This window comes from Paracoccus sp. TOH (assembly GCF_030388245.1).
Taxonomy (GTDB): Bacteria; Pseudomonadota; Alphaproteobacteria; order Rhodobacterales; family Rhodobacteraceae; genus Paracoccus; species Paracoccus simplex.
Genome location: NZ_CP098361.1, coordinates 645438 through 667811, shown reverse-complemented (window position 1 = coordinate 667811; position 22374 = coordinate 645438). Strand labels below are relative to the sequence as shown.

General features: G+C 62.3%; 25 protein-coding genes and 4 pseudogenes. 7 read left to right on the top strand and 22 right to left on the bottom strand.

The window, feature by feature from the left end:
• Positions 1-124 precede the first annotated feature (124 nt).
• Genes NBE95_RS13900 through NBE95_RS13855 form a run of 10 tightly spaced genes read right to left on the bottom strand, consistent with a single transcriptional unit; the run spans position 125 to position 7778 of the window.
• On the bottom strand, positions 125-754 hold the full coding sequence (locus NBE95_RS13900) for an ABC transporter ATP-binding protein (RefSeq protein ID WP_289894893.1): 630 nt from the start codon (positions 752-754) through the stop codon (positions 125-127).
• On the bottom strand, positions 751-1515 hold the full coding sequence (locus NBE95_RS13895) for an ATP-binding cassette domain-containing protein (protein ID WP_289894892.1): 765 nt from the start codon (positions 1513-1515) through the stop codon (positions 751-753). The genes NBE95_RS13900 and NBE95_RS13895 overlap by 4 nt, the downstream gene beginning before the upstream one ends.
• Positions 1508-2320 carry an alpha-D-ribose 1-methylphosphonate 5-phosphate C-P-lyase PhnJ gene (locus NBE95_RS13890; RefSeq protein ID WP_289894891.1) on the bottom strand — a complete coding sequence of 271 codons (813 nt, stop codon included), beginning with the start codon at positions 2318-2320 and terminating at the stop codon, positions 1508-1510. The genes NBE95_RS13895 and NBE95_RS13890 overlap by 8 nt, the downstream gene beginning before the upstream one ends.
• Complete coding sequence (locus NBE95_RS13885; protein ID WP_289894890.1) at positions 2317-3315, bottom strand: carbon-phosphorus lyase complex subunit PhnI; 999 nt, start codon at positions 3313-3315, stop codon at positions 2317-2319. The genes NBE95_RS13890 and NBE95_RS13885 overlap by 4 nt, the downstream gene beginning before the upstream one ends.
• Positions 3315-3866, bottom strand: a complete 552-nt coding sequence (locus NBE95_RS13880) for a phosphonate C-P lyase system protein PhnH (protein ID WP_289894888.1) — start codon at positions 3864-3866, stop codon at positions 3315-3317. Before NBE95_RS13880 ends, NBE95_RS13885 begins: the two co-directional genes overlap by 1 nt.
• On the bottom strand, positions 3851-4300 hold the full coding sequence (locus NBE95_RS13875; RefSeq protein WP_289894887.1) for a phosphonate C-P lyase system protein PhnG: 450 nt from the start codon (positions 4298-4300) through the stop codon (positions 3851-3853). Before NBE95_RS13875 ends, NBE95_RS13880 begins: the two co-directional genes overlap by 16 nt.
• Positions 4297-4815 carry a hypothetical protein gene (locus tag NBE95_RS13870; protein ID WP_289894886.1) on the bottom strand — a complete coding sequence of 173 codons (519 nt, stop codon included), beginning with the start codon at positions 4813-4815 and terminating at the stop codon, positions 4297-4299. The genes NBE95_RS13875 and NBE95_RS13870 overlap by 4 nt, the downstream gene beginning before the upstream one ends.
• Positions 4805-5614: an ABC transporter ATP-binding protein gene (locus NBE95_RS13865; protein WP_289894885.1), complete on the bottom strand. Its 810-nt coding sequence runs from the start codon at positions 5612-5614 to the stop codon at positions 4805-4807. The genes NBE95_RS13870 and NBE95_RS13865 overlap by 11 nt, the downstream gene beginning before the upstream one ends.
• Positions 5611-6663 carry an iron ABC transporter permease gene (locus NBE95_RS13860; RefSeq protein WP_289894884.1) on the bottom strand — a complete coding sequence of 351 codons (1053 nt, stop codon included), beginning with the start codon at positions 6661-6663 and terminating at the stop codon, positions 5611-5613. The genes NBE95_RS13865 and NBE95_RS13860 overlap by 4 nt, the downstream gene beginning before the upstream one ends.
• Positions 6660-7778: an ABC transporter substrate-binding protein gene (locus NBE95_RS13855; protein ID WP_289894882.1), complete on the bottom strand. Its 1119-nt coding sequence runs from the start codon at positions 7776-7778 to the stop codon at positions 6660-6662. Before NBE95_RS13855 ends, NBE95_RS13860 begins: the two co-directional genes overlap by 4 nt.
• A gap of 70 nt (positions 7779-7848) precedes the next feature.
• On the opposite strand from NBE95_RS13855, the gene NBE95_RS13850 reads away from it, so the two are divergent.
• The 3 genes and pseudogenes from NBE95_RS13850 to NBE95_RS13840 form a co-directional block, all read left to right on the top strand.
• Positions 7849-8754, top strand: coding sequence for a LysR family transcriptional regulator (locus tag NBE95_RS13850; protein WP_289894881.1), 906 nt, complete (start codon positions 7849-7851; stop codon positions 8752-8754).
• A 49-nt stretch (positions 8755-8803) separates the two neighbouring features.
• Positions 8804-9179 (top strand): annotated as a pseudogene (locus NBE95_RS13845) (IS481 family transposase); the annotation flags it as partial.
• A 62-nt stretch (positions 9180-9241) separates the two neighbouring features.
• Positions 9242-9361, top strand: a pseudogene (locus NBE95_RS13840) (IS5/IS1182 family transposase); the annotation flags it as partial.
• Positions 9362-9387: 26 nt separating this feature from the next.
• On the opposite strand, the pseudogene NBE95_RS13835 reads toward NBE95_RS13840, so the two are convergent.
• Both NBE95_RS13835 and NBE95_RS13830 read right to left on the bottom strand, forming a co-directional pair.
• Positions 9388-10851, bottom strand: a pseudogene (locus tag NBE95_RS13835) (Tn3 family transposase); the annotation flags it as partial.
• Between the two features lie 155 nt (positions 10852-11006).
• Positions 11007-12506 (bottom strand): annotated as a pseudogene (locus NBE95_RS13830) (Tn3 family transposase); the annotation flags it as partial.
• A gap of 259 nt (positions 12507-12765) precedes the next feature.
• Here NBE95_RS13830 and NBE95_RS13825 point away from each other — a divergent pair.
• Entirely contained in the window at positions 12766-13311 is a 546-nt protein-coding gene (locus NBE95_RS13825; protein WP_289895923.1) for a recombinase family protein, read from the top strand.
• Between the two features lie 51 nt (positions 13312-13362).
• Positions 13363-13845, top strand: a complete 483-nt coding sequence (locus tag NBE95_RS22420; RefSeq protein ID WP_354670368.1) for a MerR family DNA-binding protein — start codon at positions 13363-13365, stop codon at positions 13843-13845.
• Here NBE95_RS22420 and NBE95_RS13820 read toward each other — a convergent pair.
• Positions 13730-14497 (bottom strand): DsbA family protein, encoded by a 768-nt coding sequence (locus NBE95_RS13820; RefSeq protein ID WP_289895922.1) that lies wholly within the window; start codon positions 14495-14497, stop codon positions 13730-13732. The two genes, NBE95_RS22420 and NBE95_RS13820, sit on opposite strands and share 116 nt — an antisense overlap.
• Positions 14498-15302: 805 nt before the next feature.
• Here NBE95_RS13820 and NBE95_RS13815 point away from each other — a divergent pair.
• The gene (locus tag NBE95_RS13815) at positions 15303-15968 is read left to right on the top strand and encodes a L,D-transpeptidase (RefSeq protein ID WP_289895921.1); all 666 of its coding nucleotides are present in this window, start codon (positions 15303-15305) and stop codon (positions 15966-15968) included.
• Between the two features lie 48 nt (positions 15969-16016).
• Here the strand turns inward: NBE95_RS13815 and NBE95_RS13810 are convergent, their stop codons facing one another.
• A complete protein-coding gene (locus tag NBE95_RS13810) occupies positions 16017-16289 on the bottom strand; it encodes a hypothetical protein (protein ID WP_289895920.1) in 273 nt (90 codons plus the stop codon).
• Positions 16290-16474: 185 nt separating this feature from the next.
• Between NBE95_RS13810 and NBE95_RS13805 the strand changes: the two genes are divergently transcribed.
• Positions 16475-17134, top strand: coding sequence for a L,D-transpeptidase (locus NBE95_RS13805; RefSeq protein ID WP_289895919.1), 660 nt, complete (start codon positions 16475-16477; stop codon positions 17132-17134).
• 106 nt (positions 17135-17240) lie between these two features.
• On the opposite strand, the gene NBE95_RS13800 is transcribed toward NBE95_RS13805, so the two are convergent.
• The 8 genes from NBE95_RS13800 to NBE95_RS13765 all read right to left on the bottom strand — a co-directional run bounded on the left by NBE95_RS13800 (position 17241) and on the right by NBE95_RS13765 (position 22286).
• Positions 17241-17771 carry a L,D-transpeptidase family protein gene (locus tag NBE95_RS13800; RefSeq protein WP_289895918.1) on the bottom strand — a complete coding sequence of 177 codons (531 nt, stop codon included), beginning with the start codon at positions 17769-17771 and terminating at the stop codon, positions 17241-17243.
• 34 nt (positions 17772-17805) lie between these two features.
• Positions 17806-18237 carry a DUF411 domain-containing protein gene (locus NBE95_RS13795; RefSeq protein WP_231564794.1) on the bottom strand — a complete coding sequence of 144 codons (432 nt, stop codon included), beginning with the start codon at positions 18235-18237 and terminating at the stop codon, positions 17806-17808.
• A 29-nt stretch (positions 18238-18266) separates the two neighbouring features.
• Positions 18267-18878: an SCO family protein gene (locus tag NBE95_RS13790; RefSeq protein WP_036743560.1), complete on the bottom strand. Its 612-nt coding sequence runs from the start codon at positions 18876-18878 to the stop codon at positions 18267-18269.
• Positions 18860-19336, bottom strand: a complete 477-nt coding sequence (locus NBE95_RS13785; RefSeq protein WP_052081727.1) for a copper chaperone PCu(A)C — start codon at positions 19334-19336, stop codon at positions 18860-18862. The genes NBE95_RS13790 and NBE95_RS13785 overlap by 19 nt, the downstream gene beginning before the upstream one ends.
• On the bottom strand, positions 19333-19920 hold the full coding sequence (locus NBE95_RS13780) for an SCO family protein (protein ID WP_036743561.1): 588 nt from the start codon (positions 19918-19920) through the stop codon (positions 19333-19335). The genes NBE95_RS13785 and NBE95_RS13780 overlap by 4 nt, the downstream gene beginning before the upstream one ends.
• A gap of 12 nt (positions 19921-19932) precedes the next feature.
• Positions 19933-20595 carry a thioredoxin domain-containing protein gene (locus NBE95_RS13775; RefSeq protein ID WP_036743562.1) on the bottom strand — a complete coding sequence of 221 codons (663 nt, stop codon included), beginning with the start codon at positions 20593-20595 and terminating at the stop codon, positions 19933-19935.
• Positions 20592-21038, bottom strand: a complete 447-nt coding sequence (locus tag NBE95_RS13770; RefSeq protein ID WP_231564792.1) for a disulfide bond formation protein B — start codon at positions 21036-21038, stop codon at positions 20592-20594. The genes NBE95_RS13775 and NBE95_RS13770 overlap by 4 nt, the downstream gene beginning before the upstream one ends.
• 63 nt (positions 21039-21101) lie before the next feature.
• The gene (locus NBE95_RS13765; RefSeq protein ID WP_052081728.1) at positions 21102-22286 is read right to left on the bottom strand and encodes a M23 family metallopeptidase; all 1185 of its coding nucleotides are present in this window, start codon (positions 22284-22286) and stop codon (positions 21102-21104) included.
• Between the last annotated feature and the right edge of the window lie 88 nt (positions 22287-22374).

Sequence of the window (22374 nt, the reverse complement as noted above, 5' to 3'; positions counted from 1 at the left end):
ATCCGATGGACGAGTTATCGGGGGTCACAGCAATTCAAACATGGACTCTTTGCACCGGTTACTAAATACACTCGGCACTGTCGAGGTCGAACGCGTCGCATGACATCACAGTAGGAAGAGAAAATCATGCCTCGAGCACGAGTTGCGCGCCAGCTCCGATAGGAAGCCGGATCGATTGATCAGCATCTGGCGCATGCGCGTGTCCGGTGGAAATCACTAGTCGCCCCTTGCTACGTGCGGTGCGCAATATAGCCTCAACCCGCGCCTGACGGTCCGGATCAAGGCCTGTGCAAGGCTCGTCCAGCAGCAGGATCGGCGCGTCGGAAAACAGGACGCGCAACAGGCAGAAACGCCGCAATTCCCCACCTGAGAGTTCCAGCGCGCAGCGAGTCAGAAGGGCGTGCGACAAATCCAGCGCTGCAAGCCCTTCGTCCAGACGCCAGTCGGTCGCCGCGAACCAGTCGCCGACGCGGACGTTTGGCGGGACATGCGGGGTCTGCGGCAAATAGGCCATCAGCTTCGGCCGCGTCCAGGCCAGATGTGCCGGCGACAGCGCCCGCAGGTCCAGATCCCATCCCGGAACTCTGACCTCCAGCCGACCATCGGCAATGCCCCTGCTACCCCAGATCCGCGACAGCAGGGTGGATTTCCCTGCCCCCGACGGCCCCCAGATATGGATAAGCTGTCCGGCCACGGCACTCAGCGCAATCGGACCGCTTTGGAAACACAACGTCACGGCGGGCGGCCGCATCATATCATCGCCCCCACCAGTGCCTCGGAGACGGGATGGGCGGGTTCGGTCAGCAGGCGGTCTGTGACGGCTTCGGCGACGATGCGGCCTGCGTCCATAACCAGCACCCGGTTGGCGATCAACCGCGCGATCTGCAGGTCATGGGTAACGAGGATCATGGCCGTGCCGCCCTCCTGCCGCACGCGCATCAACGTGTCGAGGAACAGCGCCTGCGCGATGCTGTCGAGGCCCGAGGTCGGCTCGTCCAGAAACAAGATCTCTGGGTCGTGGACCATGGCTGCCGCGATCTGCACACGCTGTCGCATCCCGCCCGAGAAATTCTGAACCGGCTCGCTCAGCCGCCCGACGGGCAGGCCGAGGCGCTGCGCCAGGTCCTGCGCGCGGTGCAAGGCGTCAGCGGCGTGGTTCAGGCCGAGGTCGAATAGGCGGCGGGCGATATTGGCGCTGGCGCTCAGGGTCAGGTCCAGCGTTTCCGCCGCATCCTGCGTGACATAGCCAGTCGCCGCGCGTCGTAGCCGGGCGACAGCGGAGTCATCCCCCGCGAGCAGGTCTTGCCCTTTCAACCGGAAGGCGGTGCCGGAGGCAGGCTCGGCGCGACCGGCGAGGATGTTGAGCAGGCTGGTCTTTCCCGAACCCGAACAGCCCGCAATCGCCAGCACCTCCGACGGGTAGAGTTGCAGATCGCAATCCTCCAGCACCATGCGTCCACCGGCACGGAAGCTGGCCCCGGCGATCTCCAAGACGGGCGGGGGAAGTTCAAACATCGGCGCGGATCCGGCAGCTCTCGGAATCCGAACAGACCCATTTCGGAGCCGCGTCGGTGCCGATATTGTCGAGGTAATGCACGTCGGTGCTGCAGATTGCGCAGGCGCCCGGGGGGCGCGGCGGCACGCAGGGCAGGTCACGGAAAGCCAGGCTTTCGACGCGGGTATGAGCGGGCAGCGCATAAAGCCTGCGTTCGCGCGCGGCGCCAAAAATCTGGATCGCTGCCATGTTGTTCATCCGCAGGTTGTCCATCGCGGGAATGGGCGAGGGCGACATCAGCGCGCCGCCGTCGACGGTCACCGGGTGGTCATAGCCGAGGCTCGTCTCGCCGTGATGCAGCCAGACCTCGAACAGCGTGGTCAGGACGACACCGTAGTCGTGCTGGGCGTGGCGGCGGCGCGCCTCGGCGGCATCATCCGTGAAGCCGCGCAACGGGTCCGGGCGCGGCACTTGGTAGACGAGGATCTGTCCGTCATGCAAAGCAGCTTCGGGGACGCGCTGACGGGTCTGGATGATCGTCGCCTCGGCGGAGCTGGTGGTGGCGGAAACCTTGGCGGTTCTTTCGAAGAAACCCCGAATGTTCAAAGCATTGACCGTATCGTCCGAGCCGTGGTCGACGACTTTCAGGCGGTCCGCGGGTTCCAGAAGCGCCGCAGTGATTGCCATCCCGCCCACGCCCCAGCCATAGGCGATAGGCAGCTCCGGCGCACTGAACGGCACCTGACGGCCGGGCAGGCACAGCGCCTTCAGGACCTTGCGGCGGATTTCGCGCTTCGACGGCTGGTCGAGATAGGCGTAGTTCACGGCTGCTCCTTCGCGCGAAGCAGCCGTGCCATATCGGCTGCAAAGTCGGAATAGTGCGGCAGTTTCAGATGGCTGACATAGCCCGAGGCCGCGACGCCATCGGCATGCATCAGCAGATCGGGGGGCGCCTTGTCCGCCCCCGCTTGCAGATCGACGACGGCCATGGCGACGGCCTTGCGTTCGGCTCGGCCGAAGGTGATGCCGAAGCCTTCGCGCAATTGCGGATCAGCGCCGGAGTCGGGCAAAACGGCGATGCAGGCGGTCAGCTCGATCTCTCCGATCGAGACGGTCAGGCCCAGATCCTCCAGCGTGACCATGACCTCGGCCCGGCCGGCGGCAAGGTCCGCGACATAGGGATGCGCCGCGCCCGCCTTGCGCAGGCTTTCATAGGCAAGGCCGGTCAGATAGCCCTCTTCCCCCCGGGCAAGATGCGCAAGGCGTTCGGGGGCCGTGGGCGCGGGCGACGGCGGTATGCGGGTGATATCCACCGGTTTTTCGATGCAGGGCGTGACATCGGGCGGCGGGTCATTGAGCGGCGGGTCATTGAGCGGCGGCACCGGTGCGGCCGTCGGTAGGGGGGGACGCGCGCGCGGTCCCTCAAGCGAAAAATCCAGCAGGCGGTGGGTATAGTCGAAAGTCGCGCCCAGCACCTGACCCCCGGGTAGTTCCTTGTGGGTGGCCGAGATGTGGCGGTCGCGCAATCGGGACAGATCGACCGGCGCGGCGGCACCGAAATCGGGCAGTTGGGCGCGATGGGCGCGCAGCAGAAAGACTGCTTCGCCGACGTCGCCCTGCGCCTGTTTGAACGCCAGCGCGGCAAGGCGGCGGTCGTAAAGCCCGCCCTCGGTCATGATACGGTCCAGCGCCAGCCCCATCTGGGCGATGATCTGGTCAAGCGTGATGCCGGGATGGGCCTCATCCTCGATCCGGGCGTGGTCCATGGCGATGCGCGATGCGGCGATGGCCTTTGAGCTACCCTTGACGGGGACATACATCAGAGCATCTCCAGCATCAGGTGACGGGGAAGCGCGGCGACCACTTGACCGGCGCAGAGCAGCAGGTCAATGCCGCGCGGATAATCGGCCCGCAGCCCGATATGGTCGCGGATGACGCCGCGCGACAGGCCGGTGACGAACAGATCGCGCATGGCGGGGATGCCGGCCCCGCTGGCGCGCAGATGCAGGGCGCCTTGCGTGTCGGACAGCGCGGTGACGGGCACGACCACGGTGGCGCCATCTTCCGGCCTGTCGCGGGTGCCGGCGGGGATCGCGGACAGATCGGCCAGACCCGGCCCGGCAAAGACCCATTCCGCCTGATCCGAGATCACCGCCCCTGAGGCCCGCACGAGGGCCAGCAAGGCCGGATCGCGGATGGCGACGGTGGTGCCGGGATCCAGCAGGCCGGTGATCACCGCCCCGACCGCATTGCTTTCCAGCCGGTGCAATCGTGCGGGATGGCCGAAGGCTTGCAGCAGCACCCGGAACGCGCGCGTCTGGCGGTGCAGCTGTGCCGCCTGCATGTGATCGCCGTTCAGCGGGATGCGCATTCGTCCGTCGATGTCCGGGTGGTGTAAAAGCGAACGGCAGTGGCCGCGGCGATCTGCGCCCGTTCGGCCCGCTCTGCGGAAAGCGCGGCGCGGATCGGGTCCAGGATGTCCGGGCGCAATTCGGGCGCGGATTGCAGCAAAGCGTCCAGACAGGCCGCCATTTCGGCCTTTTTCAGGTCCGAGCCAAGCTGGACCGCATAGCCTTGCAGCCCGTTCCATTCGACCACGCAGCGGGTGCAGGTGGCCTGTCCGAACTGAAAACCGGTCGCAGCCGCGTCGGTGGTCAGGCGGATCATGCCGGTTTCCGGCCTCGCCAGCAGGCGGGGCACATGCGCCCCGCCATGGCGGGCCCAAAGCCCGGCCAGATGCGCGGTATCGGCACGGGCCAGAAGGCCCAGCCAGTCCGCGCGATCCTGATCCGCCGTGACGGTCACAACCGGCTGACCTTGGCGTCGTAGACGGTCTCGGCCGGAAGCGGCAGCAGACGCTCGGTCATTTCCTTCTTCCACTGAACGAGATCCGCTTCCTCTTCCTCGGTCCGGTTCTGCTTGCGGGCAAGCGTGATGAATTCGGGGCGGACATGGCCGGGACGGATCGTCACCTCGACCGCCGTGCCGCGATATTCAAAGCGGAAGTAGTAGCGGCCGCCCGGGGATTCCTCGACCCCCTCGGCCAGCGACTTGTCCACGATATAGCGGCCCTCGGTCAGCCCGCGGGTGACGAATTCGATGGCGTCGCGCCCGCCCGGGCCACCGAAGGCGGTGACGCAACGGATCTCGCGGCGTTCGGGCAGGCGGCCATCGTCCAGCAGGGGCCAGGCGCGCTGCATGACCTTCAGGCCATGGGCCACGCCGCCCGGATAGCCATGGCCGTGATAGTTCAGCAATTCGTCGAAGCCGACGTTGAATTCATGGCCATTTTCCAGCCAGGCGATACGATCATTGCTCATGGAATACTCCTGCATGAGGTTGGGAAGGGTTGTAGAAAGCGCAGTTCCGCAGCCCGAAGACCGGGCAGACGGTGTTTTGGCAGTGTTCGCCGGCCCGCACCGTGATCCGGCGCAGGGTGACGTTGTAGAGGCGCGAAAGCTCGGCCTCGGTCAGCATTTCGTCGGCGGTGCCGAAACGGATGGTGCGGGCATGCATCAGCAGCGCCTTGTCGGCGAGGTAGAGCGCATGCTGCGGCTGATGCGTGGTGAAGATCACCGAATGGCTGCGCTGGCGGCGAAGCTCGGCCAGAACGCCAAGAAGCAGGTCCTGATTGGCAAGGTCCAGCGCGGCGGCGGGTTCGTCCAGCACCAGCAGGTCTGCGCCGGTCGCCAGCGCACGGGCCAGCAGGACGATCTGGCGTTCACCCCCCGACAGCGTGCCGTAAAGCCTTCCAGCAAAGGCGCCGGCGCCTACGCGCTCCAGCGCCTCCAGCGCCAGCACGCGGTCGCGGCGCGACGGCAGCGAGAACATTCCCAGCAGCGCCGCGCGGGCCATCAGCACTACGTCAAGGCAACTGTGGTTCTCGCTGCCCTGCTGGTATTGGGGAACATAGCCGATCAGGCGCGGCACCTCGCGCCGGCCGCTGACAAGCGGTTGCGACCCCAGAAGCGATTTCAGAAGCGTGGTCTTGCCGCGCCCGTTTGGGCCGAGGATGACCAGCGTCTCGCCCTTGCGCATGGTAAAGCTGAGATCGCTGAAGATCGTCCGGGGGCCAAAGCGGACTTCGGCGCCGGTCATGCGCACATGGGGGGTCGTCATCTGCTGTCCCTCCCCCGCCGGGTGCAAAGCAGATAGACGAAGATCGGGGCGCCGATCAGCGCGGTCAGCACACCAAGCGGGATCTCGGCCGAGGTCAGGCTGCGCGCCAATGTATCGGTCAGGATCATGAAGCTGGCTCCCAGCAGCAGGCAGGTCGGGTAAAGCCGGGCGTGATTCTCGCCCACGATCATGCGGGCGATATGCGGGATCACCAGCCCGACCCAGCCCACCACGCCCGAGGCGGTGACGCCGGCCCCGATCACCACCGAAATCAGCATGACGATGACCATGCGCGAACGCGCGACATTGATGCCGAAGGACTGCGCCTCGTCATCGCCCATCGCCAGGACCGCGATGCGGAAACGCAGGCGGTTCAGCAGCAGGATCCCGATCGCCAGCGCCGGGGCGACCTGCGCCAGCTTGTCCCAGCTTGCGGCGGCAAAGCTGCCCATCAGCCAGAACACGATGGCCGGCAGGCTTGTCTCGGGGTCGGCGGCATATTGCACCAGCGACACCCCGGCGGCGAACAGCGCATCAATGACGATGCCGGCCAGCACGATGGTCATCAGCGAACGACCGGCGATGTTGGAAATCAGCACGACCAGGAACAGCGCCCCGAAGGCGGACAGGAAGGTCGCGCCCATCAGCAGCGCGCCGCTGAATCCCAGGAGGATCGCCAGCGTCCCGCCCAGTGCCGCGCCCGAGGACAGGCCCAGCACCTTGGGCGAGACCAGCGGGTTGCGAAACAGCGCCTGCAGGGCGACACCGCAGATCGCAAGCCCCGCACCGGTCGCCCCGGCCATCAGGATGCGCGGCATGCGCACATTCAGCACCACCAGGGCCTCGATACTGTCCTGCGCCACGCCGCGGACGGCGTCAAACAGGATGGTGACGATCTGCCATTTTGCCAGATCGTAGCGTCCCACCGTCAGCCCGACCAGGATCGAGCCCAGCAGCAGCCCACCCAGCCACAGCCAGTGAAACACCCGGACCGTTCCCCCGGCGGATATCGCCGGGGTGGTGGTCGAGATCGTGCGCGTCCCGCTCATTTCGCCGCGAAGACCTGATAGCCCTGCTGCTTGCCATTCACGTCCAGACGCAGGATGCGGTCGATCTGATCCTCGGACAGGTCATAGGCGTAAAGGAGGCCGAAGCCGTCGCGAAGTTCCTGCCGCAGGTCGAAATGGAACAGATCCGGATGGGCAAGGTTCGCCAGCCACATCCACGTGAACGGGCTTTCATGCGAGGCGCTGTCCCAGATATAGCCGCCCTGCGGGGTCTTGTAGACGCGCCTGTTCTTTGCGGCGTCCAGCTTGGACAGCAGCGAATCGTCATATATCGCCTCAAGCCCAGCATCGCCTTCCGCAGCCGACAGCAGGATGATGTCGGGGTTCCATTCCAGGATCTGTTCGGCGCTGACCGTCCCGTCCACCCCAAGGCCCGCGGCGCCATTCTGCCCGCCGACAAGTTCGATGAAGACGTTCTGATAGCTGCGTTCGCCCGTCGCGGTCAGCTTGGTCTTGGCGGAACGAAGGTGCAGGATGCGCGGCTTGTCGATCTCGCCCGCCTGCTCGAAACCGGCGGCCAGTTCGTCCATCACGCGGTCGCGCCATGCGATCAGCTGGTCGAACTTCTCCATCTGGCCGGTGATTTCGGCGGCCATGCGCATGTTTTCGCGCGCCAGTTCCTCGGTGCCGCTATTGCCGCCGCCGACCATCAACGCGACCGGCAGCCCGGCATTGCGCAGCGGCGCCACGATATCGTCACCTCGCTGCCCCCATTGGATGACCAGATCGGGATGCAAGGCGGCGATGGCTTCGACATTGGGCATCCAGCCGCCGCTTTCGGCCAGGATATCGCTGGTGATACCGGCGGCTTCCGGGAACATGACGCCCATCATCCCGCCCGCGAAGGCACGTTTCGACCCCTCGTTCATGCCGACAATGCGATCGGCCTTGCCGTCCAGCGCGATCACCGTCGAGGCGGCCGGGTTCGGCAGCGTGACGATGCGCATGGGCGGCGCCGGCAGCGTGATGGTCTGGCCGGTAACATCGGTAAAGGTGATTGGCTCGGCCGAAAGGCTGCTGGACAGCAGGGCCGTGGCTAGAAGGCTTGCGACACAGGTAAGCTTGAGCGTCACGATAGGTCCTTTCAGCAACCACAAATCTGACTATTATAATCGAGAACTCTTTATCCCACCGATCTCCCTCAGGGCAAACCGAACAAACAGGACCATGCGTGAAGTGATTTCGAACAGGCTCTCGGCGATTTCGATCCGTGATCTGCTGCTGGTCGAGGCCGTGGCCCAACGCGGCAGCTTTCGGCAGGCGGCCGAGGCGATTGGTATTTCGACCTCTGGCCTGTCGCATCAGATCAGGAAGGTCGAGGACATCTTCGGTGCCGCCATCTTCGAACGGGGCACCCGGGTCACCCTGACGACAAGCGGAAAGATGGTGCTGGAGGCGATCGCCGACACGCTGGCCAGCGCCACCCGGCTTGAGGCGCTGCGCGACCAGCCCAGCATGCCCCTTGGCGCGGTGCTGCGCATCGGCGTGATCACGTCGCTGGCGCCGGGCGATCTGGTGCGGATTGTCGAAGCCTGCCGCCGCAATTCGCCCCAGACCCGGCTGGAAATCGTCAGCGGCAAGCATCAGGGGTTGCTGCGCCGCCTTCAGCATCGCGAGATCGACCTGCTGATCACGGCCGAGGACGAATTGCCCGTCGGGCTGTGCCAGACCGAACTGATCGCCGAAGGGTTCGTGCTGCTGGTCAATCCGGCGATCGGGGTGCCGGAACTGTCTTGTCCGGGATCCTGCCAGCCGAGTCTGCTGCCGATCAGCGAGGATGATTTCGTCCCGCCGCGGATCTCGACCGGCCTCAGTGCCCTGATCAATTCCAGCCTGACTCGCGCCTTCGGTCTGAGCGTTGAGCATCGGATCGCCTTGGTGTCGGCCGGCTACGGCCATGCGCTGCTGCCCAAGGGTTGGGTTCAGGGAATCCCTGCCCGCCACACGACCGCTATCATGGATCTGCCCGCGGCGCTGTCGGACAAAAGAACGCTCCGCAGCATTTGGAGAAACTCCTTCGCGATCGGTGCCGAAGTCGCGGCGCTGTTCCACGCAGAGTTGAATATTGTTTGATCCCAGGATTTTATGGTGCGATCCTTTCGCAGGAATTGAAGGAAGCAGCATGGGACAAGTTCGTCACGGAAGCGCCACGACCACGCACGCCGTCAGAGCTGCAATAATGAGGGCTGGCTCGCCATCGGTCCGAGGGTCAGCCCGAATGATCGCAAGCTGCGCTCGCGCAGCTGAGCCGGGAACTGGGCATCAACCCCAAGACGGTGGCGAAGTGGCGCAAGCGCGCGACGGTCGAGGACATGAAGACCGGGCCGTCGGAACCGCGGTCCACCGTCCTGACCGAGGCCGAAGAGGCGGCGGTCGTAGCGTTCCGGCGCCATACGCTGCTTCCGCTCGATGACTGCCTCTATGCCCTGCAGCCGTCGATCCCGCACCTGACCCGTTCGGCGCTGCATCGATGCCTGCAACGACATGGCATCTCGCGGGCTCTGTTGCGCAAATCCCTGCGGGGATTCATCTCGTGAATCCAGTATAGTAGCTGGGCGTCATGATCAGACCCACACCCCCGACCTACCACACCATGAACTGGCCGGCCTACAATGAAGCGCTCAAGCGCCGGGGCTCGCTGACGATCTGGCTTGACCCTGAGATGACCTGGGAGGGGTCTGATGCCGGAGGGGGCAGAATCCTACGCTAAGCCCTTTTCGGCCACCTGTATTCGCCAGTGAGGAGGATATGGGCCCAACCGAGTGGCGAGGTGTGCGCCAGAAGGTTTGGTGAGCATCTCAGGCCTTCGCGTCGGCGGCCAGCGACGGCCTGGCCGAGATGTTTGGTGTTCCAGTAGATGACGATCGCGGCGAGGAGGTTCAGCCCGGCTATGCGGAAGTGCTGGCCTTCGGAGGTGCGATCACGGATTTCACCTTGGCGGCCGATGCGGAGTGCGTTCTTCAAGGCGTGGTGAGCCTCACCCTTGTTGAGGCCGATCTGGGCGCGGCGTTGCATGTCGGCATCGAGTAACCAGTCGATGATGAAGAGCGTCCGTTCGACCCGTCCTATTTCCCGCAAGGTCACCGCCAGCTCGTGCTGTCTGGGATAGGATGCGAACTTCCGCAGCAGCTGGCTGGGCGGCATGGCCCCTGACGCCATGGTCGCCACGCTGCGCAGTATATCCGGCCAGTTTGCCACAATGAGACGTTCCTTGATCTTGCCCCCGATCAGCCCCTTCAGCTCTTTCGGGCAGGAGGCCGGATCGAAGAGGTAGAGGCGCTTTGATGGCAGGTCGCGGATGCGGGGAATGAACTGGAACCCCAGCAGCGCGGTCACCGCGAAGACGTGGTCGGTGAAGCCGCCGGTATCGGCATACTGCTCGCGGATTTTCTGACCGGCGTCGGTCAGAAGCAAGCCATCGAGGATGTAGGGCGCTTCGTTCACGGTGGCCGGGATGGTCTGTGTGGCGAAGGGTCCGAACTGGTCGGAGACGTGGGTATAGGCCTTCAGCCCGGGTTCATGGCCGTACTTGGCGTTGATCAGGTTCATCGCCTCGCCCTGACGCGTTGTCGGGAAGAACTGGCCGTCGCTCGAAGCGCTCTGCCCGCCGCCCCAGAACCGCGCCATCGGCAACCTCGACTGCCCTTCGATCACCGTGGCCAGGGCGCGCGCCATTGCTTCGCTTTCGACGTGCCATCGCGACAGGCGTGAGAGTTGGAAAAAGTCGTGCGTGTTCGTGGCCCCGGCCATCTTGCTGAGGCCGAGATTCAGCCCCTCGGAAAGCAACACGTTCAGCAGGCCGATCCTGTCCTTGCAGGGCACGCCGGTGCGCAGATGGGTAAAGGCCTCGGTGAAGCCAATCTCATCGTCCACCTCCAACAGAAGATCGGTGACCCTGACTTCCGGCAGGCGGCGATAGAGATCGAGAACCAGCGCATCGGCTTCCTCGGGAACCGCGGCGGTCAGCCGGTCGATTTTCAAGGTGCCGTCCTCGATAGAGCCACCGGGGATTGCCCCGGCCTTTGCCGAACGCGCCAGGCGATGCGCGGCGTCAGCCATTCTGGCTTTGCGGTCGGCCAGCCAGGTTTCCGGCTCGAACGGCATGGCCAGCCTCGGGGTGACGCGGGCAATCTCTACCGGGACCAGCGCTTCCTTCAGATCGCCATACCTGGGGTAGGTTCCGGTAGGGGGCAGGATCGTATCACAAGACCCTGACCCTCCCTTCTTTCCTCCATTTTGAACTCTGCGGCCGCCTTCGTGGTGGCGATGATCGCGGTGCGCCCGTTTGGGAGCCGTGACGGCCGCAAGAAATGGGGCTGCATACTTCACAAGCTGGTCCTCTGGCTTCCGCGCCACCTGTATTCGCCGGTGAGCAGGATGTGGGCCCACCCGAGCGGCGAGATATGCGCCAGCAGATCGGGCGCGCAATTCAGGCCGGCCTGCTGCCGCGCGTCCACGGCATGACCGAGGTGCTTGGTGTTCCAATAGATGATGATTGCCGCGAGCAGGTTGAGGCCCGCCATGCGGTAGTGCTGGCCCTCGGTGGTGCGATCCCGGATTTCACCCTGGCGCCCGATGCGCAGGGCGTTTTTCAAGGCGTGGTGTGCCTCGCCCTTGTTCAACCCGACCTGAGCCCTGCGCTGCATGTTGGCGTCGAGTAACCACTCGATGATGAACAGCGTGCGCTCGATGCGGCCGATTTCGCGGAGTGCCACAGCTAGGTCGTGCTGGCGTGGATAGGCGGCGAACTTCTTGAGCAGCTGACTGGGCGGCATGACGCCGGTCGCCATGGTGGCCACGGAACGCAGGACGCCTGGCCAGTTCTGGACGATGACGCCTTCGCGGATCTTGCCGCCGATCAAACCGCGCAACTCGTTCGGCGCGGTGGCGGGATCAAAGAGATGGAGCCGCGTTGACGGCAGATCCCGGATGCGCGGGATGAACCGGTAGGACAGCAGCGCGGTCACGGCAAAGACCTGGTCTGTAAAGCCACCGGTGTCGGCATACTGCTCCGAGATCTTCCGCCCGGCGTCGTTCATCAGCAGCCCGTCCAGGATGTAGGGCGCTTCGCTGACGGTGGCCGGAATGTTCTGGGTGGCAAAGGGGCCGAACTGGTCGGAGACATGGGTATAGGCCTTGAGGCCCGGCTCGGAGCCGTATTTCGCGTTGATGAGGTTCATGGCTTCGCCCTGCCGGGCGGCGGGGAAGAATTGCCCGTCACTGGACGCGGTGACGCCGCCACCCCAAAACTGGGCCATGGGCAGCCAGGCTTGTGCCTCAATCACCATGGCGAGGGCTTGGTTGATTGCATCGCTCTCCACGTGCCAGCGGGACAGGCGGGAGAGCTGGAAGTAGTCGTGTGTGCTGGTCGCCTCTGCCATCTTGCTGAGACCAAGGTTCAGGCCTTCAGCCAGCAGCACGGTCAACATCCCGATCTGATCCTTGCAGGGCGCGCCGGTATGCAGATGGGTGAAGGTCTCCGTGAACCCGATATCCGCATCGACTTCCTGCATCAGCTCCGTGATCCGTATGGCGGGCAGCCTGTCGTAGAGATCGAGCACCAGCTCGTCCGCCTCTTGCGGCACCGCCGCGCTCAGGCGCTCGATCTTCAAGACGCCGTTCTCGATCGACCCGCCCGGAATGGCCCCTGCGCGGGCCGCCTTTGCCAGTCGCGCCAGCCCTTCGGTCATGCGCGCCTTGCGATCGGCAAGCCAGGTCTCCGGGTCGAGCGGCACCGTCAGCCTTGGCGCGCCCTCTACCGCTTCCGCAGGAACCAGGGCCTGCTTCAGATCAGCGTAGCGCCGGGAATGGGGGAGCCAGATGTCATCGTCCGCCAGTGTGTAGTGGTAGAGGATGGTGGCTTCGTCGGTAGGGAGGTCGAACAACGCCGCACGTTGGCGGGCGGTCAAAATGGAACGTCTTGGCATGCGTGACTGTCATTGTTAATCATTAGTCTGTTCAGGACAAAATCCGCACCAGCAAAATCAACAGCTTGCAAGGCCAAAATCCGAGGTGGTTCAACTGGGACAGCGTGCTGCCATTTACGCCCGAGTTTCGACCTCGGACCAATCCTGTGAGCGGCAGGTGGCGGAACTGTCCGCCTTCGCGGAACGCGGCGGTTATGACGTCGTCGGCGTGTTCAAGGAAACGGCCTCCGGGACTTCAGCCAATCGGGCCGCACGCAACCGTATCCTTGATCTCGCTCAGGCCAGACACATCGACGCCATCCTGGTCAGCGAACTCTCTCGGTGGGGGCGTTCCACTCAGGACCTGCTCGATACCCTCAATCGGCTCGCAGGCTGGAAAGTCTCGGTCGTGGCCATGAACGGCATGACGTTCGAACTCGACACGCCACACGGCCGAATGATGGCCACCATGCTCGCCGGGATCGCTCAGTTCGAGCGCGACCTCCTCAGCGAGCGGGTGAAATCCGGCCTGGCCGCTGCACGGGCGCGCGGCAAAAAACTAGGTCGCCAGCACGGCCAACGCCCGAAATCCGACAAGCTCGCTCCAAAGGTCATTCAGGCCGTGGAAGACGGTCGATCATACCGATGGATCGCAAGAGACCTTGGGATCTCGAAAAACACCGTCACAGACATCGTCAAACGCCACCGCCAAAATGCCTTGTGATACGATCCTGCCCCCTACCGGAATCTACCCCACTATGAGCGCATCGGGGTTTTGCCCAAGCCTGCCCGCCAGCCGAACGGACGGCGCACTTACAGCCCTGCCGATGCCGAACGCCTGGGCTTTATTCGCCATGCTCGCGAGCTTGGCTTTGATCTGCCAAGCATCCGTATCCTGCTGGCCTTGCAAGAACGGCCGGAAACATCATGCGAGGATGCGAGCCGCATTGCTCAAGAGCAGCTTGAGGCAGTCCGAAGCCGGATCGCCCGTCTACTCTCTTTGCGGGGTGAACTGGCCCGAATGGCCAGCGATGGTGAACATCGGCAGATCAGGAGCAAGTCTAGCCAGCAAGGGCGCGAGCACGACCGGCCGGGCGAAAACAACAGATCCGATCAACATAAGCGAAGGTGTGTTCATCCTATCAACATACCGGGAGCGGTAGGGTCTTTTCGTCCTTGGCGATCTGACGGAGCACCGAAATTGGGATTGCACCATTCAGGACGGTCCGTCCTATCACAAGGCCGGGGGTGCCAATGAAGCCAAAAAGATCAGCCAAGGCACGCGTTTGATCAAGTTCGGCCTGTACCTCGGGTGAGGCCATATCCTTCGCAAGCTGTTCGACATCGAGACCGAGGTCAGATGCCACACGCAATACCGAAGACTCTTCGGCAACGAGTGGCGTTCGCATGAAGCGGTGCCGTAGATCCTGCTGTCTACCCTGCCGTCCGGCCGCGACCGAAGCGCGGGCGGCAAGTTCAGATGCCGGTCCGAAAATCGGTAACTCGTGCTGCACCAGCCGATAGGCGGCGGGGTCATCAGCCAGTAATTTGTCCAGATCCTTTTCAAGGGCGCGGCAGAAGGAGCAGCGAAACTCGCTGAAATAGGCGATCGGAACGACATCGGTCGGAAGGTCGGTGCCGAATAGGGCAGGACAGGCCGCGGCGCGCATGGCTTCCACTCGCGCATGGCGCGCTTCAGCATCAGCCGATGGCGCATCGAGGCCGATCAGCGCAACGGATGCAGTGGAGGTTTGCCCCATGGACTTCAGGCGACGAAATGGCGGCACGTCTTCGATCTCGACATAAGCGAGGCTGCGGCCTGTCAGCCGCTCCCAAGGCAACGCACGCAAGCCATAAATCGCGGTGACAATGCCTCCGAGAACCAGGACATCACGTCGCTGGACTGTCATAGTACAGTCACAGAGGTTTCGACCGAGACCTGCTCGTAGAGCTGGATCACGTGATCGGTCAACATCCTGATGCAGCCGATAGGCACCGATTGCCCGATCAATCGTCCGGGGTTCGGTCCCATTGCGGATGCGGTAGCGGGTGTCGCGCCTGACGCGGTAGAGATAGAGGTAAAGTGCCCGCGCCCGAGCGGGTTCCCCGGGCCACTATCGGCGAACTGCGCATAGCGTTCAGGATTACGCCGGATCATGTGTGGTATGCGCTCATTATCGGATGCCGTGGCAGATGAATATCCTGATCCTTGTCTAGCCATTATTATTCCTGGCCTGAATAGCTTGAATCCGCGTAGGCCAACGCCAGTAACATGAGCCCGGCTGACACGCTGCCGCAGGCTAAGAACAGGGACCAGATCGGATGATGACGGCCGAGTCCCGCCATCTCCACAACGCGCGCCGCGACTTGCGCAGGACCGAACAGCACCCCGACTGCTACCGCGTCGGCAAGCGAGAGCCCTTGTGCTTGAAGCAGCGCAGCAGATGCACCGTGATCATGGTGACGGCCAGGCCAGAGGCGACGAGGACAGATTGTCGCACCCCTGCGGCGGATTGGGTGAGAACAGCATAAGCGGGCGCCAGAGAAGTCTGATGCTTACCATAGGTCAAGAGGAAAGGAAGGCACCGGCCCTAGGGTTACAGGGGTGCAATGGCACAAGCATATTTGATCTCAACAACTCGAAATGGCGGGCTGAGCAGGTTGCATTGGAAGCATGGACCGTGAGGGTATCTAAGGATAATAGGAGCTCAACAGATGCTGACAAGACGACACTTCATCCACACAACCACGGCGCTGTTTTCGGCAACTATTTCTGGGCCTCTGTTTGCGGCCTCATGGCCAACGGAAGCACAGAAGACTGCTTGGGATGCACAGGTCACCCCTGCCGGTTACAATCCCACCAGTTCGAATCCGTGGGGATTGCATCCACGCTTCCTACCCCAAAGGGTAAGGGCCAACGACGGCCTGGTGCCGGGTGACATTCATGTGGATGCTGTGGCGAAGTATCTTTACCACATCGAGGCTGGCGGAACCGCAATGCGCTATGGCGTAGCCATTGGACGAGGGGACCTATACGAGCCAGGGGTTTATACGATCAAGCGAAAGGTCGAATGGCCCCACTGGACACCAACTCAGAACATGATTGAGCGTGAGCCGGAGATCTATGGGCAGTTTGAAGGTGGAATGGAGCCCGGTCCCGAAAACGCCCTCGGCTCACGGGCTCTCTATCTCTATGTGGGCGACAAGGATACTTACTTGCGCATCCATGGAACCCCGTTTCCCAAAAGCATCGGCACTAGCGCTAGTTCTGGCTGCGTGCGAATGGTCATGACGCATATCAACGATCTCTTTCCGAAGGTAGAACTCGGCTCCACCGCGTTTCTATATTCGGCCGCGGATAGTGTGACTACGCGTAGCTAGGCCATGCCTTTGCTGGAGTTGCAGGCCTAACCATATGCCCGAGCGGCTTCAGGCTTGCGACTGCATGCAAATTGGACGGCCCTCAGGCGTGGTAAGCGGAAGAAGTGTTGTTTCCACCTGCCCCCGATGCTCGTACCAATAGCAATTATCCTCTGAAAGAAGACGGGCCGATGCAACGTCCTGCCCCGGCGCAGCTAGCGCGAACAGGTCTGGAGGAAGACTTTCGGACCCGGCTTCTGTCGTTTCTGTTCTTGCTGCCATGTTTCCGCAACCGGCAGTGATCAGGACAACTGCCAAGATAGGGAGGGAACTGTTTTTCATTTCTATCTCCTTGTGTAGTTTGCTTATCAGGACTGTCCTTCGCATTCGATATCGCGGCATTGGGTCTCAGCTGAAACGCACAGGATCTTGATCCACGCGGCATTTCGTCTTCTTGGCCAGATCCCCTTGGGCGAATAATCTTCTGCAATCGTTAGATAAACTTTTTGAAAAAAGCGAGGCAGTGAATGGTCCTGAAGGACACAGGTAGCGACCGACGGCGCTTTCTAGGTGGTCTGCTGGCCACAGCGGCGGTTCTGCCGGGCGGCGCCGTCCTGGCGCAGGGTTTTGATCCTTATACCGGGCAGCCTCTCTATGGCGGCCCCCCGACCAGCGGGGCGCCCGATCTCGGGGCCTATCAGGTTGACCCGAACGCAGATCCCAGGCGAAATCAGTCGTCGTTTCGCGCGAGACACTGGAGCGAGTTTTACCCGAGCTTGGGAAAAGGGGTGATCCTTGCGGATGTGACATCGCGTGCAGTGCACTACTGGTCAGGTGATGGATCGATCAGTCTGGTCTTTCCGTGCTCTATCCCTGTTACCGAAGATCTGACGCGCCGGGGCGAGACCGAAATTGTCAGAAAAGCAAAGAATCCGCCTTGGACACCGACGCCGAGCATGCGGGAGAAGGATCCCAATCTGCCGCAGCGTGTCGAGGGCGGAAGTCCGGACAATCCCCTGGGACCTTACGGCCTCTATCTGTCATGGCCCGCCTACTTGATCCATGGCACGCATGACACACGCAAGATTGGCCGAAAATCATCCAACGGCTGCTACGGACTCTATAATGAGCACATTACCCGGCTCTACGAGCTGGCAGAAATCGGAACGCAGGTGACGGTGTTCTAGAAGCCGATCTTTATAGAGGGACGCCAACGAACCTGGTCGCTGGCGTCCCTCCCAGAAGCCTAAAGAATGATTGAGCACAGCTTTCTGTACTCGTCTCATTCCTCTGTCAGGCGTGAATCATGATCGGGACGCCGGGCTGCAGCATGGCATAGATATCCTCGATCTCTTCGTCGCTGACGGTGATGCACCCGGCCGTCCAATCCCGTTTCTGGCGCACCAGCTGGTTGCCTTCAGGCCCGCGGCCATGGATCATGATATCGCCGCCGGGATCGCGACCGAATTGTTCCGCAAAAGCGCGGTCGCGCTCATTCGGATAGGACACGCCGACGGAAAGGTGATACCGGCTGCGAGGATTGAAGCGGTCCACAAAATAAAGCCCCTCAGGCGTCTTGCCGTCGCCCTCGAACTGCTTGTGTCCGACCGGCTGAAATCCAAGGCCGAAATCATAAGACTTCAGCACCGTCATTCCGTTCAGAAGATACATCCGGCGCTGCCCTTTCTGAATGACGACCTGGGTGACCGGGGGACCGGAATAGATCTTGAACGTCGGCTTCGGCGTCTGCGGCTTCGGAGCGCCACACGCCGCAAGGGCCGCCAAGCCTGCCAGGGAAAAATGACGCCGGTCTAAACTGGCCATTCAGGAATGCTCCGTCCTAGGTAAAATGATCGATCTAAATGCCGTCGGCAGCGGGATAGCTGGTGAACACTTCGCTGCTTCCGTCTTTGCGTATCAACAACACGTCATACGCTTCGCGCTTGTCTTCGGGGCCCATGCCGGGGCTGCCATAGGGCATTCCGGGCACAGCCAAGCCCGCCGCATCGGGCCGTTCTTCAAGAAGCCTTCGGATATCCTGGGCGGGGACATGGCCTTCCAGGAAGTAGCCAGCGATCTGGCCGGTGTGGCAGGAATAATGTTCGGCGGGAACGCCAAGCTCGATCTTGTGCTGGATCAGCAGGACACCGAAGCGGTCTTCGGAGGTCACGTCGAAACCCTGCTGTTGCAGATACTCTGTCCATTTCACGCAGCATTCGCAGCCTTGTCCCTCAACAACATGAATGGCGGGGAAGACCTCCTGCGCCTCCAAGGACAAAGGTGCTGCCATCAGGGCAACTGCAATAAGCAAGGCATGTTTCATCCGATGGCTCTCTGGATTTTGGGCACCGCGAAGCGGCGCTCCTCATGAAAATCAATGGTGCTGGCAAGTTCACCCGAAGGCCGAAACACGAACACGCCGGATGTATGGTTCATGGTGTAGTCCCCGTCATCTCGCGACAGGCGGGTGTAGGTCACGCCAAACGCTTCCGCAGCCTTGGCGACCGCGTCAGCCGAGCCCGTCAAGCCGCGAATCCGGATGTCGAAGTTCGACAAGTATTCGGCCAGGATCTCAGGGCTATCCCGTTCAGGATCGACGGTAATCATGGCGACCCGGATCCGGTCTGCGTCCTGCCCCAGGCCCTCCAGCCAATCTGCAATATCCATCAACGTAGTAGGGCAGACATCTGGACACCAGGTAAAGCCGAAGAAGACCATGCTGGCTTGACCAAGCCAATCCTGCGGGACGACAGGATTGCCTTGATCATCGATCAGCCGCCACGCCATTCGGGACAGGTCTGGCCGACCGTTCTCAGTTTCCCTGACGGCCGTCAGGCGCAAATCGCCGCTGCGCCATGCTCCAAGCCCCAAGGTAAAGCCGAATGCGCCAAGAAGGCCTGCACCGCCGAGGATCAGTTTGCGGCGTCGCATTGCGCCTCCTGCGCACGCATCGGCAGGACCTGGGTGTCGATCTCGATTGCCCCTGCCTGCTCGAAGGTCAGAGTGACAGGAAAGGTCTGGCCTTCCGAAAGTGCCGTGGTCAACTCCATCAGCATGCCGTGGTAGCCGCCAGGTGACAGGGAGACCGTTTCGCCTGCCGGAACGTCGACAGCCTCGACATGCGGCATCGTGGCGAGGCCGTCCTGGATGACGGTCTGGTGCAGCATCGGCATTCCCGCAACCGGTGTCTCGATCCCAACCAGACGATCATCGGCTTCACCGTCATTGCGGATCTCGACATAGAACGCAGCCGGCCGCTGGGCGCCTATTGTGGCACGCGACCAGGCCTTCGAGATCGTGAGATCGCCCGCCGTCACGCTGGCGCAATCGGCCGAGGCGAGTGCGGGAAGGAGCATCGCAAATCCAAAGGCAAACGCGGATACCTTCATGGTAGAATCCTTTCCTCGATGTCCGCCAGTATTTCGGCAGCAGGGGTTTCATAGGCGAACTGGCGCAACCATTCACCATCCGGCCCGATCAAATACAGCCCCGAGCTGTGCGACATAGTGTAGCCTCCGGGAGCGGATCGATCCTCTTCGCGCCCGAAATAGATCTTGAAGCTGGTGGCAGCATCCTTCGTGGCGGCATCGTCCCCCGATAAGCCCAGGATTGCCGGATGGAAGGCCGCCACATATTCAGTCAGGCCCTGTCTGCGGTCCCGCTCCGGGTCGATCGAGATGAACAAGGGCTGCACCCCGTCCGCCTTTGCACCCAGATCGTCCATGAGCTGGGCCACTTCCGACATGGTGGTCGGGCAGACATCGGGACAATTCGTGAAGCCGAAGAAGACCAAGCTGAACTTTCCCCTGAAATCAGCCATGGTGTAGGTTTGTCCGTTTCCGTCCTGCAGGGCGAAGTCTGGCCGGAAGGTTTCTGCGGACTTTTCCCGTCCTGTCCATTGCTGGACTGCTAAGGCAGCTCCCGCCACCAGGACCACTCCCCAGAGGGCCAGGCGGATTGCTCGAAGGCTCATTGGTGGTGTGCCTTATCCAAGTTCGGAAATCGCGTTCGAGACCGATGCGCGCAGGTTCTCGATGCTGAGTTTAGCCAGCCGCTCGCCATTCACGAAGAAGGTGGGTGTCCCTTCGATCTGCATGGCCTGAACATCGGCCATATCCTGATTCAGCACGCCAGTAATTTCGGGATGCAAGCGTTCGGACTCGGCGCGTGACAGATCAAGGCCGGCTTCCCCGGCCATTTTCCAAGCCAGATCCATGCGGGGTTGGCCATGAAGCGCCCAGGCGGGCTGCTGGTCGAAGAGAATGTCCAACACCGGCTCGAAGAGGTTCTGACGACGCGCAACCTCCAGGATACGCACGGCCTCATCCGAACCCTCGTGAAACGGCGTGTATCGCAAAACCACACGAAGCTGGACAGGATATTCGCGACGCAACTCATTGAGAACCGGATGAAAAGCTCGGCAGGCCTCGCAAGAAGGGTCGAAGAATTCCACCAGGGTCACTGGCGCATCGGCTGGACCAAGGATCGGCGAATAGGGCCGGATCAGCGCCTCGGGTTGTGCTTGCAGGGCGGCGCGCGCAGCTTCGGCCTGTTCGGCCTCTCGCTGACGCGTGACATACCATGAGCCTCCGGCAAATGTGCCTGCGCCCACAGCCAAGGCTCCTACAACGACGGTTCTTCGTTTCATGATGGCTTTCCTTTCATGACGTTCAGACACAGCGCGATTGCCATAAAGCAACCGAGCGAAAGATAGGGAATGGGCAGTCCCAGGATGGTCATCTGGGTGCGGTCGGAACAGGATGGCCCGTCTTGGGTGCAAGGACTGACGCCTTCCGGGATCAGCCCGGCGTAAAGTCCTGAATGCCATAGCGCGACCGCAAGTCCCGTCAGGACCAGCGGCAGTGCATAGATCCTTGCTGTCGCATCACCCCGCCAGAGGCCGACAGCCAGGATCGGCACCAGCGGGAACATCGCGATGCGTTGATACCAGCAGAGGATACAAGGGGTCTGCCCCAGCACCTCACCAATGAAGAGCGCGCCCAGCGTCGCGCCCAAGGCCATCAAGAAGGCGATGAGCAGAAGCGTCTCGGCGCGAGAGGTCGTGGAGTCACGCATGGGCAAGTCGAACATCGAACATAATCTCTGACTTCGTGTTGGGGCGTCCTGCCGGTCGGCAGCCATCTCCGGCTACCATCAGCCTTTGTTCTCCACATTCGTGCGGATGAAGAACCCGGTCGCGACCCTTGCCGTCGCAAGCATCAACAGATCGCCTGGCTTGATCGCCATGGCGTGTAATGCCGGCGCTTCCTCTATGGGGTCTGTCGGCTGGCCATCGACACGAACTTCGTAGTGCAGGTTCGGCCCGCTCACGAGGCCCGTCGCACCGACATCGCCAATATGGTCATTCACGCTCGCCTGAGTGCCCTTCTCGATACCAGGAGCGAAGCGGGACAAATGGGCATAGCGGGTCACAACGCCGCCACCATGGTCAATATCGATGGTTCGGCCGTATCCCCGCATGGTTCCTGCAAAAATCACCCTGCCCGCACCGGTCGCCCTGACAGGGGTGCCAATCTTTGCGGCGTAATCTACCCCGGTATGCATTCGCCCTACGCCAAGAACCGGGTGCTTTCGCTTGCCGAAGACCGACGACAGACGCGCACCGATGACAGGTCGAGCGGTGTGTTGCACCGGCTTGCCATTCTTGAACAGAATGGCCGGTTCGTCCGGTGGACCTGCTACCAGTTCGTAAACATGCCCGTTCAACTCCAGCCGGGCATAGGACAGCCGAGGCTCTCCCAGGATTGTTCCGTCAGGCAGAGCACTTTCCTGCCAGATCAGCGCCACGCGTTCTCCGCCCTTCAGGTCGCGGCGGAAATCGACTTGTCCCGCCAGGAACGCAGCAAGATCGACGGCAAAGCTCTCCGGCGCCTCTCGTTCTGCAAGCGCATCATAAAGCGGCCCGACAAGCACGAAGGCCTCGCGGCGATCTCGAACCTGGATCTGAGTGTTGACCAAGGCAGCCTCAAGAGGCTTGCTGAAATCGAGAACAATGTCGGTCCCGTTCTCGATCAACAACGACAGGCGCTCCAAACGGGCGGGATCCTCTTCCGACACGCTCCATCTCAGCACCTGGCCAGGGGTCAAGGTCGACAGGTCGAAAACATCCGCAATGGCCAGTGCCGCCTCGTTTCGCGTTTCTGCGGCTATTCCTGCACGAGACAGGATCGCGTCCAGCGTATCGCCCGCCACCACTTCGTGTTGCGAAAGATTGGCTGTTTGTCCCGCCAGGGGCGCGGGCTCGCTCAGGGTTTCGGCGTGTAGCGGCGCGGTCACGGCAACAGCGCCGACAAGAAGCAGGGTTTGCAAGATCTTCAAGTCTGATATCCCGTCAGATGTGGGAAGCGTCGCTTTGGCTGCAGGAAACAGCCAGCAAGCGGCAGCATTCCGGGTTCATGGCGTGAAA